The organism is Phyllobacterium sp. UNC302MFCol5.2 (assembly GCF_000686005.1).
Classification (GTDB): Bacteria; Pseudomonadota; Alphaproteobacteria; order Rhizobiales; family Rhizobiaceae; genus Phyllobacterium; species Phyllobacterium pellucidum.
The window spans coordinates 156,565-173,342 of record NZ_JMLL01000013.1 but is presented as its reverse complement, the minus strand read 5'-3'; the positions used below and the strand labels follow the sequence as shown (position 1 = coordinate 173,342).

18 protein-coding genes are annotated in these 16,778 nt (G+C 58.1%); 8 read left to right on the top strand and 10 right to left on the bottom strand.

From position 1 onward, the window contains the following. Position 1 precedes the first annotated feature (1 nt). The gene (locus tag BR48_RS0117530) at positions 2-745 is read left to right on the top strand and encodes an NUDIX hydrolase (RefSeq protein ID WP_027232498.1); all 744 of its coding nucleotides are present in this window, start codon (positions 2-4) and stop codon (positions 743-745) included. Positions 746-748: 3 nt separating this feature from the next. Next, positions 749-1,924 carry an MFS transporter gene (locus BR48_RS0117525; RefSeq protein WP_051615141.1) on the top strand — a complete coding sequence of 392 codons (1,176 nt, stop codon included), beginning with the start codon at positions 749-751 and terminating at the stop codon, positions 1,922-1,924. A gap of 30 nt (positions 1,925-1,954) precedes the next feature. Here BR48_RS0117525 and BR48_RS0117520 read toward each other — a convergent pair whose 3' ends face one another. Beyond that, positions 1,955-2,737: a thioredoxin family protein gene (locus BR48_RS0117520; protein WP_155810916.1), complete on the bottom strand. Its 783-nt coding sequence runs from the start codon at positions 2,735-2,737 to the stop codon at positions 1,955-1,957. Positions 2,738-2,890: 153 nt separating this feature from the next. Continuing rightward, positions 2,891-3,298, bottom strand: a complete 408-nt coding sequence (locus tag BR48_RS0117515; protein ID WP_027232495.1) for a lysozyme inhibitor LprI family protein — start codon at positions 3,296-3,298, stop codon at positions 2,891-2,893. 377 nt (positions 3,299-3,675) lie between these two features. On the opposite strand from BR48_RS0117515, the gene rpmG reads away from it, so the two are divergent. Further along, positions 3,676-3,843, top strand: a complete 168-nt coding sequence (gene rpmG, locus BR48_RS0117510) for a 50S ribosomal protein L33 (protein ID WP_008122896.1) — start codon at positions 3,676-3,678, stop codon at positions 3,841-3,843. An 86-nt stretch (positions 3,844-3,929) separates the two neighbouring features. Here rpmG and BR48_RS0117505 read toward each other — a convergent pair whose 3' ends face one another. Further along, positions 3,930-5,306 (bottom strand): PleD family two-component system response regulator, encoded by a 1,377-nt coding sequence (locus BR48_RS0117505; protein WP_027232494.1) that lies wholly within the window; start codon positions 5,304-5,306, stop codon positions 3,930-3,932. Between the two features lie 23 nt (positions 5,307-5,329). Further along, complete coding sequence (locus tag BR48_RS0117500; protein ID WP_008122893.1) at positions 5,330-5,701, bottom strand: response regulator; 372 nt, start codon at positions 5,699-5,701, stop codon at positions 5,330-5,332. A gap of 270 nt (positions 5,702-5,971) precedes the next feature. Here BR48_RS0117500 and BR48_RS0117490 point away from each other — a divergent pair, with 270 nt between their 5' ends. Then, the gene (locus tag BR48_RS0117490) at positions 5,972-6,259 is read left to right on the top strand and encodes a DUF3572 domain-containing protein (RefSeq protein WP_027232493.1); all 288 of its coding nucleotides are present in this window, start codon (positions 5,972-5,974) and stop codon (positions 6,257-6,259) included. 83 nt (positions 6,260-6,342) lie between these two features. Then, positions 6,343-7,659, top strand: a complete 1,317-nt coding sequence (locus tag BR48_RS0117485; protein ID WP_027232492.1) for a DNA polymerase IV — start codon at positions 6,343-6,345, stop codon at positions 7,657-7,659. A gap of 6 nt (positions 7,660-7,665) precedes the next feature. On the opposite strand, the gene dnaE is transcribed toward BR48_RS0117485, so the two are convergent. The 4 genes from dnaE to proS all read right to left on the bottom strand — a co-directional run bounded on the left by dnaE (position 7,666) and on the right by proS (position 14,906). Beyond that, entirely contained in the window at positions 7,666-11,160 is a 3,495-nt protein-coding gene (gene dnaE, locus BR48_RS0117480) for a DNA polymerase III subunit alpha (RefSeq protein ID WP_027232491.1), read from the bottom strand. A gap of 457 nt (positions 11,161-11,617) precedes the next feature. Then, a complete protein-coding gene (locus BR48_RS0117470) occupies positions 11,618-12,301 on the bottom strand; it encodes an ABC transporter ATP-binding protein (RefSeq protein WP_027232490.1) in 684 nt (227 codons plus the stop codon). After that, entirely contained in the window at positions 12,302-13,582 is a 1,281-nt protein-coding gene (locus BR48_RS0117465) for a lipoprotein-releasing ABC transporter permease subunit (RefSeq protein WP_027232489.1), read from the bottom strand. After that, positions 13,575-14,906: a proline--tRNA ligase gene (gene proS, locus BR48_RS0117460; RefSeq protein ID WP_027232488.1), complete on the bottom strand. Its 1,332-nt coding sequence runs from the start codon at positions 14,904-14,906 to the stop codon at positions 13,575-13,577. Before proS ends, BR48_RS0117465 begins: the two co-directional genes overlap by 8 nt. Positions 14,907-15,411: 505 nt before the next feature. On the opposite strand from proS, the gene BR48_RS26330 reads away from it, so the two are divergent. From BR48_RS26330 to BR48_RS26490, 3 genes are read left to right on the top strand one after another with little or no spacing between them, the layout of a single operon-like run. Beyond that, positions 15,412-15,720: a hypothetical protein gene (locus tag BR48_RS26330; protein ID WP_155810915.1), complete on the top strand. Its 309-nt coding sequence runs from the start codon at positions 15,412-15,414 to the stop codon at positions 15,718-15,720. Between the two features lie 21 nt (positions 15,721-15,741). Further along, entirely contained in the window at positions 15,742-15,879 is a 138-nt protein-coding gene (locus tag BR48_RS26495; protein ID WP_197030368.1) for a hypothetical protein, read from the top strand. Between the two features lie 60 nt (positions 15,880-15,939). After that, a complete protein-coding gene (locus tag BR48_RS26490; RefSeq protein ID WP_027232486.1) occupies positions 15,940-16,086 on the top strand; it encodes a hypothetical protein in 147 nt (48 codons plus the stop codon). A gap of 18 nt (positions 16,087-16,104) precedes the next feature. Here the strand turns inward: BR48_RS26490 and BR48_RS0117435 are convergent, their stop codons facing one another. Next, the gene (locus tag BR48_RS0117435) at positions 16,105-16,374 is read right to left on the bottom strand and encodes a DUF1467 family protein (RefSeq protein WP_027232485.1); all 270 of its coding nucleotides are present in this window, start codon (positions 16,372-16,374) and stop codon (positions 16,105-16,107) included. Beyond that, positions 16,374-16,778: a methylmalonyl-CoA epimerase gene (gene mce / locus BR48_RS0117430; protein WP_027232484.1), complete on the bottom strand. Its 405-nt coding sequence runs from the start codon at positions 16,776-16,778 to the stop codon at positions 16,374-16,376. The genes BR48_RS0117435 and mce overlap by 1 nt, the downstream gene beginning before the upstream one ends.

Here is a 16,778-nt window from a genome sequence, read left to right as displayed (position 1 = left end):
CATGGCGGTGAACAGCCAGAACCACGAAGCTGCGGTCGCTGACAAGCGGCGCGCGGCCCGCATAAGGCCCCGCGATGCTGCCTCGCTTTTGCTCGTCGACCGTTCCGGTCCAGAGTTGCGGATCCTCATGGGCAAGCGCCACATGCGCCATGTCTTCATGCCCGGAAAATTCGTGTTTCCCGGCGGCCGCACTGAAGTGTTCGATGGGCGGGTATCTGCGTTTTCGGAACTTGCGGAGGCCGACCAGGCGAAGCTTCTCGGCGGCATGGGCAGCAGGCCCAGCTTCCAGCGCTGCCGGGCTCTAGCCCTTGCGGCGATCCGCGAAACCTATGAAGAGGCCGGTCTTCTCCTCGGGCGCCGGCATGACGATCCGTCTTTGATCAAGCATCCGGACTGGGCGGCATTCTCGGAGCGCCGGATCATCCCGGACCTGTCCCTCCTTCGATATTTTGCGAGGGCGACCACGCCCCCCGGCGGCTCGCGCCGGTTCGATACGCGATTCTTCCTTGCTTTTCGCGACGCCGTCGCCGATACGCTCCCCGAGCCGACCGGTCCGTCTCAGGAACTCGAGGAGCTATGCTGGCTTCCCTTCGCTCAGGCAAGGCAACTCGACATTCCCGAAATTACCCGGTTGATCATCAAGGAGGCGGAGACTCTCCTCGGCGAGAATCCGTCGCTTACGCCCGGCAGTGCCCTCATTCAATACCGCATGAAATATGGACGATTCGTCCGAGAGGTCTTTTGATTCATGGATTCAATGCAGACGGCTGAACAGGTGAAGGTTCAGACCCACTGGCGCGCACTCGTCGCTGCCATTGCTACCATCAGCGCCGTTGGCGTTGCCATTGGTCTTGGTATTCCGCTCCTCAGCGTCATTCTGGAAAGTCGCGGTCACTCGGCAACCATGATCGGCCTGAATGCGGCGGTCGCCGGCATTGCGTCCATCGTCGCTGCGCCTTTCGCGGCTCCGATCGCAGCCCGCCTCGGTGTCGTACCAACCCTGATCGGAATGCTTCTTATCGGCGCCTTCTCCTTTGTCGGATTTCATTTCTTCACCGACTTCTGGATGTGGATGGTGCTGCGTGTCTTCCTGCACTTCGCCTTGACGATGCTGTTCATCCTGTCCGAATACTGGATCAATGCGGCAGCGCCGCCCGAAAAGCGGGGTTTGGTACTCGGCATCTATGCCACCGTACTTTCGATGGGATTTGCGCTTGGCCCCTGGCTGTTTTCGCGCATCGGCAGCACGGGAATCATGCCTTTCGCGGTGGGCTTCGGGATCATTCTGTTCGCGATACTGCCCGTGCTTCTCGCATGGAACGACAGCCCGGACTTCAAGGAAGAAGAACATGTGCCCTTTGCGCCATTCATCTGGGCGGTCCCGACTGCAACGGCAGCGGTCTTCGTGTTCGGCGCGGTCGAAACGGGCGGCTTCGCCCTCTTCCCTGTGTTTGGCTCGCGCATAGGCTATAGCGAAGCCAATGCTGCCCTGCTGCTTACGACGATCGGGCTCGGCAACGTTCTTTTGCAAATTCCCATCGGTCTTCTCAGCGATCACGTCAACGATCGCCGCAAGATCCTGCTTTGTTGCGCCCTGATCGGGCTTGCCGGCATGTGCATTCTGCCGTTCATTTCGAGCAACTGGTATATCGTCGCCGCCCTGCTTTTCGTCTGGGGCGGCGTGGTTGCCGGCCTCTACACGGTCGGGCTCGCGCATCTCGGATCGCAACTGACCGGCCGTGAACTCGCCTCCGCCAATGCAGCGTTCGTTTTCTGCTATGCGGTCGGCATGCTGGTCGGACCGCAGGCGGTTGGCGCCGGCATGGATGTCCTCGGGCCCAAAGGCTTTTCGATCACCCTCGCCGTGTTCTTTGCCTTCTACGCGCTTCTCGTCGGATCGAGGCTTCTGGCTCGCCGGGACTGAAACCCGGCGACCAGTTCTGTATCTACCGCTTCATTCCTTGTTGCGGAACGCCGCCTCGCCTGCATCCGAGACTTCGACCCATTTCTTGTCGGGCGCGGCATTCGGCACATAGGCGTCGTGCCAGTTCCACCATTTGTAGGTGGGTGTCTGCGGATAGCCTTTGGGCGAATCCTCCCAGACTTCCTGCCGGCCAAGCGGCGTGATGTCGAGGTAGTTCCAGGTACCCCCCATCTGCTCGTCGCCGCGATTGTTGATGAAATATGTACGGAAGATACGATCGCCGTCACGGTAAAAGACGTTCGTCCCGTGCCATTCGTCGACGCCGAAATCCGCATCGAACCCGTCGGTGACCGTGACCCAGGGTATCATCTCCCAGCCCATCCGCGCCTTCAGGCGTGCGATATCCGCCTGGGGCGCGCGCGAGACGAAAACAAGCGTCGTGTCGCGAGCATTGAGGTGGGCAACGTGCGCCACCTGGTCGGCCACCATCGAGCAGCCTCGGCAGGCATGTTCCGGCCAGCCAAAGACGCCGGGTTCGAAAAAGGCGCGATAGACGATCAGCTGCCGGCGGCCATCGAACAGGTCGCGCAAGCTGACCTTGCCGTCAGGTCCTTCGAAAGCATATTCCTTGTCGACTGACATCCACGGCATGCGTCGGCGCTCGGCAGCAAGGGCGTCGCGTGCCCTTGTGTGATCCTTCTCCTTGACGAGCAGCTTTTCGCGCGCTGCTCCCCACTCCTGGGGCGATACGACTGACGGCGTATGCATTCCGGTCGTGCCGCTGGCGCTGCCGCCTTTGATAGATGAAGCCATGATGTTAATTCCTCCTGATCCTGGCAATGCCGCGGCTATTTCGCGCGGCAATCGATGCGGTCATGAGCCAGTCTGGCACCGGAGACTGTAGTGCGCGAGTAACAAAGGTGACGGCATTGCGTTTCAGCCACGCTTACCCCGCCCCCAACCCCGTCAGTTTGCCGCCGGCACCGGACAATCCAGATCGCCATCCGTACATTTGAGATAGCCCTTCAGGCTCTCGATGCGCATTTGTGTCATGCCGTCGAGGCACGAGCTGGAGACAAACGGATATACGGTACCGGCAGATACGCGTGAACTCGAGAAATTGCATTCGGCATCGCGGAAGGCCACCCATGCCTTCTGCGCTGAAACGAGAAGCTTTGTCGTGTCCGTGTCGTCTTTGAGCCGCGCCTCGATCTCCTTATAGAGCTTGTTCAATTCGGCGTCGGATTTTGCATAAGCTTTCCCGGCGCACACGTTCATTTCGGTCTGATTGGTCAGATCGCCGCAATTGCTCTGTGCCAAGCCGAGACCGGGTATCGCAAAAATCATCGCGACAGTCAGAAGTGAAACTTTCATTGGTGAAATTCTCCACTAAACATGGTCCAGATGGACGGATCCGAACCCGCGAATCGCGCGCCGGGCCAGTTGCAATTGCCAGTTTCAACTTAAGCGTGTGTCCGGGAGCTACCTTTAATGGAATTTCGCCATTTCGTCATTTGAAAAGCTGCCACCCGGCACGCATATGCGTCCGAGCATGCACTCGAACAGCGGGCACTTACCGATGATGACGACAACCGCGCGTGTCGGGTCGATTTGCAGGAAGTGTGCCGTGAGCCAATCGAGTGGGCTTGACTTTCGGCGCCATTCGGTTAAGTGTCCGGCCGAATTTCCGCTTATAGCCACGCTGCTGGATTTGAATAGCGGTCCTCAACAATCAGAACAGGTAAACTGAAATGGCTAAGGCTGCGAATATCAAGATCAAGCTTCTGTCGACCGCTGACACCGGTTTCTTCTACGTCACGAGCAAGAACAGCCGTACGAAGACGGAGAAGATGTCCTTCCGCAAGTACGACCCGGTTGCGCGCAAGCACGTTGAATTCAAGGAAACCAAGATCAAGTAATCTTGGGTTATCCAGATCATCAAAATGCCGCCTCCAGGGCGGCATTTTTGTTTGCAACCGGGTGTTCTTGTTCGGATAGAGGCGTACTAGGCGGCGGCTGAGACAACACGGTTGCGGCCGGCGGCCTTGGCATCGTAAAGCGCATCGTCGGCGCGCTTGAGGAGCGCTGAGACGCTGTCACCGGTTGGCAGCACGCTGGCGATGCCGACACTGATCGTCACGGGCACGCTGATCGCATTCTTATTGACTGGAAACGGTGTGGAGGCGACTTCGCGCCGGATACGCTCGGCGACGACGGCGGCAATTGACGTATCAGTGTCGGGCATGACGATAAAGAACTCCTCGCCGCCATAACGGCTGGCAAGGTCGCTGCCGCGAACATTGCGGCGCAGGCGCTTGGCGAACTCGCGCAACACCTCATCGCCGCCATCATGGCCGTGCGTGTCGTTGATCAGCTTGAAGCGGTCGATATCGGTCATGAGCACCGACAGCGGCCGACGCCGCTCCACCGCGCGCTTGAACAGCGTTGCCAGATGCGTTTCAAGATAAAGCCTGTTGTGCAAGCCAGTCAGGCTATCGGTCACCGCCATTTCGTAGGTCTTGACGACGCTCGCGCGAAGACCGTCATGATAGGCCTTGCGCCGCAACTGCGTCCGCAGCCGCGCCAAAAGTTCGTTGGGATGCAGCGGACGCATTACATAGTCATTGACGCCAAGCTCCAGGGCGCGGCGGATCAAGGTCTCCTCACCCGGTCTGGCGATAAGGATAATCGGCAGCGAGCGCGTATTGTCGAGCGAACGCAGCTGGGCACAAATGCGCAGCGGATCGAAATCGGACAGATTGGACGATATGACCAAGCAATCATAGTTGCCCTGTATCGCATCGAAGAAGCCGGTCTGCGGGTCAATCTGGACATCAACGACCGCAGTTACCCCAAGGATCGACTGGATGCGCTCGGCGCTTTCCAGCCGCTCGTCGATGAGCAGTACGCGCGCTTTCTTGTTGCCACCGTCCTTGCCCGGGAAGCGCAGAATCGATTCGAGCCCGACATCGCGCGTCGTCGCCACCCGAAGCCGCAGTTCGTCAGTCAGGTTCTTCAGCCTTACCAGGCTTTTCACCCGCGCGAGGAGTTGCAGGTCGTTCACCGGTTTCGTCAGAAAATCATCCGCGCCGAGGTCGAGGCCGGTGATACGATCCTTCTCGCCGTCGAGCGCGGTGACCAGCACGATCGGAATGTGGGCAGTCGCTGGACTCGATTTCAGCCTGCGGCAGACTTCGAAGCCGTCCATGCCGGGCATCATGATATCGAGCAGGATGACGTCGACGTTGCTGGTCTCGCAAATATCGATCGCCGCATAGCCGTCGGTAGCGGTCACGACTTCGTAGTATTCCGCCGTCAACCGCGCTTCCAGCAGCTTCACATTTGCGGGTACATCGTCAACGACAAGAATGCGGGCCGTCATATTTCACTACTCCGAACTGACGGTTACGCGTCGCCAAGATAAGATTTTATGGTTTCGATGAATTTCGGCACCGAGATCGGTTTTGAGATATATGCTTCGCAACCGCCCTGCCGGATGCGCTCTTCATCCCCCTTCATGGCGAAGGCGGTGACAGCGATAATTGGGATGACGTGGAGATCGTCGTCGGCCTTGAGCCATTTGGTGACTTCTAACCCGGAAACTTCCGGCAGCTGTATGTCCATGAGGATGAGATCGGGCCGATGCTCGCGCGCAAGATCGAGCGCTTCCAGCCCGTTGCGCGTACGGATGGTTTCATAGCCGCTGGCTTCGATGAGATCGCGAAAGAGCTTCATGTTCAGCTCATTATCCTCGACGATCATGACTTTCTTGACCATTGGCAAATTCCTGTTGACCATGCTCGAAGGCGCATGCCACCTGCCGAATTCCATGAGACAAAGATCAGCAGCAACTCCGCTCCAAGGATACATTTGATATCGGCGGATGATTGATGAAAAGGTAACTCCGCACACCAATCCAGATATGCTGTCGATCATGTTTAACCAAGGATTTATTCAACAACTTCTTTTGCTCATATTCAACCGCATGTGGTTGCGGGTGCAGCAGAAAGATCGACCGCAATGTGCGGCATTGAGGAACATATCCGGATGAAAAATCAGCTCTCTCTTGACGACGCGCAGCAATTCGCGATCGACGCCCTGGTGTTTCTGGCGCAAGACAGCGAGCTGCTTTCCCGCTTCCTCGCGCTGACCGGGATCAACGCCGACCAAATCCGCGCCGCGGCAGGCGAGCCAGGCTTTCTCGCCGGCGTTTTGCAATTCTATCTTGGTCACGAGCCCACCCTGATGAAATTCTGCGAGACGAACGGAACCGACCCCGCCACCTTTCAGGCTGCGCTTCGTCTGCTTCCCGGTGGACGCACCCAGGAGATGTAACCGGCTCATAATCGCCAGCGCGATATTGCGCGGACTCAGCCGCTTCGGTAAGCTGGCGATGTTCCTTTTATGTTCCGAGCATCATGGCCTCCCTCAACGATCCGCGATATGGCTTTTGCCGTGACTGTATGGCCGCCCAGCGCGCGGAAGGCCGCCGCTGCCACGTTTGCGGCAGTCCGCGCCTGCTGCGTCATCCAGAGCTGTACAGGCTGAGCATCGCCCATGTTGATTGCGATGCTTTTTATGCCGCGGTTGAAAAGCGCGACAATCCTGAGCTTCGCGACAAGCCCGTCATTATCGGCGGAGGCAAACGTGGCGTCGTTTCAACAGCTTGCTATGTTGCGCGCATCCATGGCGTGAAGTCGGCAATGCCAATGTTCAAGGCACTGGAGGCCTGCCCGAACGCGGTCGTTATTCCACCCGATATGGAGAAATACGTCCGCGTCGGCCGAGAGATACGCCAGATGATGCGCGATCTGACACCGATGGTGGAGCCGCTGTCGATCGACGAAGCGTTTCTCGATCTGGCGGGCACAGAACGGCTGCATCACGATCCGCCGGCGCGGGTGATGGCGAAGTTTTCAAACCGCGTGGAGCGGGAAATCGGGCTCTCTGTCTCCGTCGGCCTCTCCTACTGCAAGTTCCTCGCAAAGATCGCTTCCGACTTCGACAAGCCGCGCGGGTTCTCGATCATCGGCGAGGCCGAAGCGAAGGACTTTCTTGCCGACAAGCCGGTGACGATGATCTGGGGCGTCGGCAAGGCCTTCGCCGCGACACTGGAGAAGGATGGCATCCGCATGATCGGCCAGTTGCAGACCATGGAGCTCGGCCCGCTCATGGCGGCATACGGCACGATGGGCCAACGGCTCTTCCGGCTCTCGCGCGGCCTCGACACTCGGCGCGTCGAGCCGAATGGTGAGAGCAAAAGCGTGTCGGCGGAAACGACCTTCAACGAAGACATTGGAACCAGGGACGAACTTGTAGCGATCCTGCGCTCGCTATCTGAAAAAGTCTCGCGCCGTTTGAAAGCGGCCGACATTGCGGGTCGCACGGTCGTGCTCAAGCTCAAGACACGCGACTTCAAGTTGCGCACCCGCAATCGCCAGCTCGCTGATCCGACGCAGCTTGCCGATCGCATCTTTCGCACCGGCTGCTCGCTCCTTGAAAAAGAAATCGATGGTACGAGATTTCGCCTAATCGGCATAGGCGTGAGCGATCTCAGCGATGACGGACGAGCCGACCCGAAGGATCTGGTCGACGTGCAAGCTACGAAGCGCGCCGTGGCCGAGGGCGCCATCGACAAACTACGGGGCAAGTTCGGCAACAATGCCGTCGAAACCGGCTATACGTTCGGCAAGATCAGGACACCGCCCAAGGCTTCGCCCGAGGAACTGGAGTGAGCGACCCTACCCCATCTCGACTTCGACGATGCCCGGAATGGCCTTCATTGCGCTCGCAACCTGCGGTCCGACCCGGTAGCGATTGGGAAGCTCGATCTCGACTTCAGTCGCGCCGTTTTCCTTGATCAGTACGAGACTGACGACCTGGCCGTCATTCTGCGGCGCAAGATAGGGTGCGATGGAGGTCAGCGGCGCGCTGGAGCGCATGTAAAGCCGCAAGGCCTTCTGCATGCGCGTTGCCTCATCTTCCAGCGACTGCGCGGTCTGGATGCGCAGGCTGATCCCTTCCGGACGATCCTCCGCACCGACAGTCACCACGACCGACTTGCCGGGCTCGAGCAAATCTCGATATTGCGACAGCGCTTCGGAAAAGAGTACGGCTTCAAACTGGCCGGAGGAATCCGAGAACTGGATGATTCCCATCTTGTTGCCGGTCTTCGTCTTGCGCTCCTGCTTGGCAGTGATCGTGCCCGCCAGCCGCCCCGCATTGGCGCCACGCTTGACCGCCGCCTGAAATTCGAGCCAGGTCTGCACGCGCAGCTTTTCGAGGATAGGCCTGTATTCGTCGAGGGGGTGGGCAGAAAGGTAGAACCCTGCCGCCTCGTATTCGCGCCGCAGTTTTTCCGCCGAAAGCCAGGGCGCTGCCGCAGGCAGTTGCAGCGTTTGCGCGCCCGAGGCCATGCCGCCGAAAATATCCGCCTGCCCGCTCAGGCTGTCTTCCTGGGTGCGCTGCGCATGGCCGATGATGCGGTCGAGGCCGGCGATCATCGCGGGGCGCTCGCGGCCGAAACAATCGAAGGCGCCGGCATTGATCAGACTTTCGAAAACGCGTCGGTTGACGACGCGCGGGTCGATGCGCTCGCAGAAATCCTCGAGGCTGGCATAGGGTGTGGCGCCACGCTTTTCGACGATATGATCGACGGCCGCCTCGCCGACGCCCTTGATGGCCGCGAGCGAATAATAGATCCGGTTCTCGCCGACTTCGAACAGGCGATAGGATGTGTTGACCGAGGGCGTCACCACTTCGATACCCAGCCGAACAGCTTCTCGCCGGAAGTCGTTGAGCTTGTCGGTATTCGACATATCGTAGGTCATCGACGCGGCGAGGAATTCGACCGGATAATGCGCCTTCATATAGGCGGTCTGGAACGACACGATCGCATAGGCCGCCGCATGCGACTTGTTGAAGCCGTAATCGGCAAATTTCGCAAGAAGATCGAAGATGAAATTGGCCTGCGGCTTGGTCACGCCGCGCTCGACCGCGCCATCGACGAAGCGCACGCGCTGCATATCCATTTCAGCGCGAATCTTCTTGCCCATGGCGCGGCGCAAAAGATCGGCTTCGCCCAGCGTATAGCCGGACATTTCCTGCGCGATCTGCATCACCTGTTCCTGGTAGATGATGACGCCTTGCGTTTCCTTGACGAGATGGTCGATCTTCGGATGGATCGACGCCATCTCTTCGTCGCCGTTCTTGCGGGCGTTATAGGTCGGAATGTTCTCCATCGGACCCGGGCGATAGAGCGCGACAAGCGCGATGATATCTTCGATCCGGTCCGGCCGCATACCGATCAGCGCCTTGCGCATGCCGGTACTTTCCACCTGGAACACGCCGACCGTCTCGCCGCGCGAGAGCATCTCGTAGGTCAGTTTGTCTTCAAGCGGCAGATTGGAAAGGTCGACCGCGATTCCGCGCCGCTTGACGAGGTTGACCGCGGTTTGCAGCACGGTCAGCGTCTTAAGGCCGAGGAAGTCGAACTTTACGAGCCCCGCTTCTTCCACCATCTTCATGTTGAACTGGGTGACCGGCATGTCCGAACGCGGATCGCGGTACATCGGCACGAGTTCCGACAGCGGCCGGTCACCGATGACGATACCGGCTGCGTGAGTAGAGGCGTGGCGATAAAGGCCTTCGAGCTTGAGCGAAATATCGAGCAGCCGCTCGACCACCGGCTCCTTGTCGCGCTCCTCGCGAAGACGCGGCTCATCCTCGATGGCTTTCGACAGCGTAACCGGGTTGGCGGGGTTGGCCGGAACCATCTTGGTCAGGCGGTCGACCTGGCCATAGGGCATTTCGAGAACGCGCCCGACATCGCGCAGCACGGCGCGGGCCTGCAGTGTTCCGAACGTGATGATCTGCGCCACCTGATCGCGGCCATACTTGCCCTGCACATAGCGGATGACTTCATCGCGCCTCTCCTGGCAGAAATCGATGTCAAAGTCGGGCATCGATACACGATCGGGATTGAGAAAGCGCTCGAACAGCAGTGAGAAGCGCAACGGATCGACGTCGGTGATCGTCAGCGCATAGGCGACGAGCGAACCCGCACCCGAGCCGCGACCCGGCCCAACCGGAATGTCATGGGCCTTTGCCCATTTGATGAAGTCAGAAACGATGAGAAAGTATCCCGGATATTTCATCCGGGTGATGATCGAGATCTCGTATTCGAGTCGTTCTGCATATTGCTCGGGCGTATGGCCCTCAGCCAGACCCTGTTGCTGGATACGCTGGGCAAGACCCTCCCGCGCCTGCCGGGCGAGTTCATCGGCCTCCGCCTGGAGGGCCGCATCGGGATCATCGCTTTCGCCGGTAAAGCGCGGCAGGATCGGAGCGCGATTCTTGGGATAATAGGAACAACGCAGCGCTATCTCGACACTGTTTTCGATTGCCTCCGGCAGATCGGCGAAGAGCGCCACCATCTCCGCTTCGCTTTTCAGATAGTGGTCCGACGTGAGGCGGCGCCGGTCGTCGATGGAAAGGAGCGAACCCGAGGCAATGGCAAGCAGCGCATCGTGCGCCTCGTAGTCTTCGCTTTTTGAAAAGAACACATCGTTCGTCGCTACAATCGGCAATTCCAGCTCATAGGCCAGTTCGACCTGCGCTGCCTCCAGAGCACGATCGTACCCCGCATGTCGCTGTAATTCGACGTAGAGCCTATCCCCGAACTGCGACCGCAACAGGCTCAGGCGCTGGCGGGCCCGGTCACTGCGGTCGTCCTTGATCGCTTTGGCGATCGGCCCCTCCGGTCCGCCCGTCAAGGCAATGATGCCGTCGGTTCTGCCGGGAAGCCAGTCCGCCGCTATGTGAATTGGATCGCCAGCAGGTGATTCAAGGTAGGCACGGCTCACGAGGCGAACGAGATTGGCATAGCCAGCCTCGGTGGCGGCGATCAGTACGAACGGGGCAAGACCAAGCGCCTCGCGCCGATTGGCGCTGCGGCTTTCTTCGGCCTGGTCGTGGAAAGCAATGTCGAGCTGGCAACCGATGATAGGCTGCAATCCTGCTTTCGAACCCTTCTGCGCAAACTCGAGTGCGCCGAAGAGGTTGTTCGTATCGGTGATTGCCAGCGCCGGAAACTTGCTGGCAACCGCAAGGTCGATGACCTTGGGAACCTGCAATGCGCCTTCGAGCAGCGAATAGGCGGAGTGAACCCTCAGGTGGACGAATCGCAGCGCCTGCGCGTTTGCCTTGCCGCCGCTATTGCCCTGCCCGTCTGCCAATTGTCGTCTCCGGATATTGAACGGAGAACTGATTCACCGCTGCGGCATAGTCGAACAAGCGCCACACGGTGTCCACCCGTATTGGGGTTCTTGCCCGACCGCAACAGTGGATAGAGCAAGATCGCGCGGGCTGACGCTTTGCCGCGCGATCTCAGATTTTCAGATTACGCTGACCCACATTGCGAAAGTGGCAATGAAAAGGCTGACAGTAACGAATGACATGACGTCCTGGAAAAGTTCGCTCATCGGTAAAACCCTTCTTCGTTGTCTCTATGTATATGTTTTGTTCTATTTTTGTTCTAAAGTCAAGCGAACCAGAGCGCGGGTTGGCGCTATGGTTTGCAAAATCTTAAGAGAAGATGAACGATGTCCGCAGCGAAGCGCATTTGAACAGGATTATTTGACCGCGCGCTTCATTTTGGACGCGACTGTCAGGCCCCCGAAAATCCCCGGGGGATCAAAGATCGGTGATCTTACCGTCCTTCAGGGTCACGCGCCGGTCCATGCGGCGGGCGAGATCGAAATTGTGTGTCGCGATCATCGCCGAAAGCCCGGATTGGCGAACGAGCGCCTCCAGAGCTTCAAACACATAGGACGAGGTAACAGGATCGAGATTGCCGGTAGGCTCGTCAGCCAGGAGCACCAGCGGCGCGTTAGCGACCGCACGTGCGATCGCCACACGCTGCTGCTCGCCGCCCGAAAGTTCGCTCGGCCGGTGCGAAGCCCTCGCCCCGACCTTCATGTAATCGAGGAGCTGCTGCGCCCGCTCAGCCGCTATCCCTGGCTTCATACCGCGAATCATCTGCGGCATCATCACGTTTTCAAGTGCGGAAAACTCCGGCAGGAGATGATGAAACTGGTAGACGAAGCCAATGTCGTTGCGGCGGATTGCGGTACGTTCTTCATCAGAAAGCGTGCCGCACGACCTTCCGGAAAGAATCACATCGCCGCTGTCGGGCCGCTCCAGAAGTCCGGCCGTATGAAGCAGGGTCGACTTGCCGGCGCCCGACGGTGCGACAAGGGCCACCATCTCGCCCTTGCCCAGCGCGAAATTTGCGTCGTTGAGGATCACCAATTCGCGGTCGATCTCATTGTACCGACGGCCGACGCCCGTCAGTTGAAGAATGGGACCGGCTGCCATCTATTCGTACCTCAGGGCTTCAACTGGATCGAGCTTGGCTGCGCGCCAGGCGGGAAAAAGGGTTGCAAGGAATGATAGAACCAGCGCCATGAGGATGACCGAAAACGTCTCGTTGAAGTCCATCTTGGCCGGAAGCGTGCTGAGAAAATAGAGTTCCGGATTGAACAGGGTTGTTCCGGACAGCCAGGAGAAGAATTCCCGAATCCGCTCCACGTTAAGGCAAACGACCACGCCAAGCACGACGCCTGCGAGCGTGCCGGTCACACCGATGGCGGCGCCGGTCATCAGGAAGATGCGCAGGATCGAATTACGCGTCGCTCCCATCGTTCTGAGAATGGCGATGTCATGCCCCTTGTCCTTCACCAGCATGATCAGGCCGGAGATGATGTTGAGTGCTGCGACGAGCACGATCAGCGTCAGGATCATGAACATTACGTTGCGCTCGACTTGAAGCGCGGAGAAGAAGGTCTGGTTGCGTTGACGCCAGTCGGTTAGCATGAGCGCCCGCTGCGCAGCATCCTCGATCGGCTTCTTCAGCGCATCGATATTGTCGGGATTGTCGGCGAAGATTTCGAGCGACTGAACCTTGCCTTCCTGGTTGAAATAGAGCTGCGCTTCCTCGAGCGGCATGATGACGATCGAAGCATCATATTCCGACATGCCGATCTCGAAGATGGCGGTGACCGGATAGGATTTGACGCGCGGCGCCATGCCGAGCGGGGTCACATCGCCATCGGGAGAAATCAATGTGAGGCGGTCACCGAGGCCGAGACCGAGATTCTCGGCCATGCGCGTGCCAATGGCGACGCCGCCTGCCGTATTGAACCCCTCGAAGGTCCCCTGCCGCACATTCGTCGCAACGAGCTTGAGCTTGGCGATGTCCTCCTCGCGCAAGCCGCGCACCAGAGCGCCCGTGCCTGCGCCGACAGTGCCCTTTGCAAGCACCTGGCCCTCAACAACGGGTATGGCGAAGGATACGCCGGAGACGCCGTCAACACGCTTTATCACCGCATCGTAATCATCGAGCGGCCGGTCGATCGGCTGCATGATCAGATGGCCGTTGATACCGAGGATTCGGGTCAGCAGTTCGCTGCGAAAACCGTTCATCACGGCCATGACAATGATGAGCGTCGCAACGCCCAGCATTATCCCCGTGAATGAAAACCCGGCAATCACCGAAATGAAGGTTTCCTTGCGCCGCGCCCGAAGATAGCGCCAGGCGATCATCCGCTCATAGGCGGAGAACGGCTTGGAACCGGTCATCGCAGTCTGTTCAGTCATGGGGTCCTGCAAACTTGTTGATCGCCGATTCGACGCTGAGCGTCTCGCGGGCGCCCGTTGCGCGATCCTTGAGTTCGACTTCGCCAGCAGCGACGCCGCGCGGGCCGACGATAATCTGCGTCGGCAGACCGATCAGGTCCATGGTCGCAAACTTGGCGCCAGGACGGTCGTCCGTATCGTCAAGCAGCGGATCGAGCCCGGCATTGGTCAGAGCTTCGTAAATCTTGGCAGAAACCGCGTCGCAAGCTGCGTCGCCCGGCTTCATGTTGACGATGCCGGCGCCAAACGGCGCTACGGATTTCGGCCAGATGATGCCGTTCTCGTCGTGCGAGGCTTCAATGATGGCAGCGACGACGCGCGAAGGGCCGATCCCATAGGAACCCATCGATACGAGATGATCCTTTCCATCGGGGCCGCTAACCTTGGCGCCCATTGGTTCGGAGTATTTCGTGCCGAAGTGGAAGATGTGACCGACCTCGATACCGCGAGCGGCCAACTGGTCGGAGGCTCCGACCTTGGCCCAGGCGGCCTCATCATGCATTTCGTCGGTCGCTGCATAGGGCGTCGTCCAGCGCTTTACGATATCGGCGATTTCATCGTCATTGTCGAAATTCGTATCGGAACCCGGTACAGGAAGGTCGAGATAAGCCCGGTCACAAAAGACCTGACTTTCGCCGGTATCGGCAAGGATAATGAATTCGTGGCTGAGTTCACCGCCGATGGGACCCGTATCGGCACGCATGGGTATGACCTGGATACCGAGGCGCGAGAACGTGCGCAAATAGGCGACGAACATGCGGTTATACGCGGCCTTCGCTGCCTCGAAGTTAAGGTCGAACGAATAGGCGTCTTTCATCAGAAACTCGCGCGAGCGCATGACGCCGAAACGCGGACGGCGCTCGTCGCGGAATTTCCACTGGATGTGATAAAGATTGAGCGGCAAGTCCTTGTAAGACTTCACATAGGCGCGGAAGATCTCTGTGATCATTTCCTCATTTGTCGGCCCGTACAGCATATCGCGTTCGCCGCGATCCTTGATCCGCAGCATCTCGTCGCCATAGGCGTCATAGCGACCGCTTTCACGCCACAGATCGGCCGATTGAAGGGTCGGCATCAGGAGCTCGATAGCTCCGGACCTGTTCTGCTCCTCGCGGATGATATTGCTCACCTTGTTGAGAATTCTCAAACCCGCCGGCAGCCATGCGTAGATACCGGCCGACTCCTGTCGAATCAGCCCGGCGCGCAACATGAGCCGGTGGGAGACGATTTCCGCCTCCTTGGGGTTTTCTTTGAGGATGGGCAAAAAGTACCGGGAGAGCCGCATTGAAGATCACCAAATTGAATACAGCCTGAGTGCTTTAAGAATCAGGCAAAACCAAGTGCAAGGTAGCGCATAACTCCATAAATCGTGTTCGATTTCTGGGAGGGAATCATACACCCGTCAAAATCACGCTGCGTTTCTCGTAGTTCGAAAGAAGACAAGCGAGCAGCAAAGTTTACTTAACTGCTTCGCATCTGATTGGAAACCCGTAAGCAGGAGCGAAGAAGCTACTGATTTATCGAAGATTCATGATCCTGCTGGAAATGTAAGCAAAATGTGATGGCAACGAATATTTTTCGTGACATTTCGCAGGCAGTCCGCTATTTTTTTCGGCATAAGGAGAAAGTAAGAAAAATTCTGCTTTCCTACGCGGTCAAAGTCTTGGGAGGATGTGACCTGTGGCGCGATAACACGCAGCCGCCACGCAAGTGGATCAGGTCGGACGCGATCTTAAAATGCAAGGTGAAAGCCTTGCATTTTTTTTGTCCTTAAACGCAGATTCAAATACTTGCTTGCTATTCTGAAATCGAATTCTAAGCAGTCGCTTTTTGTTGCTGCATTTTCGGCTCTGTTAACCTACCTCTTCGGCCGATTCAATTTCGAGCCGCCGCTGATTGCCATGTCGCTCAACACCCAATCAAAGTTCTTAGCCAGTTTACGTTTATCGAACATCCCCGGAGATCGGTACGAGGCAGGATTTTCAGACGCCGTTTCAGGCGACAGGGCCGGCGAATCAAGATTCTTTTCCGCCGGAACAATTCTGAAGAAGCGCAAAAGGCGTTCTAATCGCGGAACTTTTCGCCGCCGCGCTGGTTGATAGGGCAAACTGGAGACCGTTATGAACTTGCAGACCCTGTTCATTGCAGCGCTTCTGACATTACTCATTATTGCCGGCCTGCTGGCAGTCTTTCCCCTAAAAGGAAGCAATGAACCCGGAACACCCGCGCCGCACGCGCTGGATCAGACCAACGGCTAATATTCAAAGCCCTCTAAATTCTCTAGTTAGTCTCTCCATCACAACCAAAAGGAAATGATCTTGAATAATCGCAATGGCCTTTACCTGATCGTCGGAGCACTTCTCGTTGCCGTCATCGGATTAGGAATCTACATTTATCGCGAAGAGACCAAGCCCGCCGTCGAGCTCAAAATTGGCGAAAGTGGCGTTTCTATCCAGCAAAACTGAAGTTGATGACCTGAATTTCTATTTTGCCTGCGGGAACCAGACCGGGAAACTATCGACGCCAAAGCCGTATTCCTGGTTCACGACGTAGAAGGCTCCAAAAAGCACCGCCGAAATGATCGTCGTCAGAAGAAAGACCCTGCCCATGCGATGCTTGTGCGGGGCGCTGGCTGGCGTACCCAGCGTCACGTCATCCTCGTCGCCTTGCGTGCGCAGGCCGATCGGCAGCATGGTGAACAATGTCAGCCACCACAAGATGAAATAGACTGCCATGGCCGTCGCGATAGGCATTATTCTTGCTCCAGTTCGATCAGTGTCCCGTTGAAATCCTTCGGGTGGAGGAAGAGAACGGGTTTGCCATGCGCGCCGACCTTGGGCTCTCCATCGCCAAGGATGCGGGCGCCCTCACTTTTTAAATGATCGCGGGCGGCAATGATATCGGCCACTTCGTAGCAGACGTGATGCATGCCTCCGGAGGGATTTTTAGCGAGGAAGGCAGCGATCGGCGAATCGGCCCCGAGCGGTTCCAGCAGTTCGATCTTCGTGTTGCCGACATCGATGAAGACCACCGTCACGCCGTGTTCCGGGTGCACCTGCGGCTCGGTTGGCTTGGCGCCCAGCGTGTTGCGATAGGTCGCCGACGCTGCTGCCAGATCAGGCACCGCAATGGCGATATGGTTGAGACGGCCCAGCAT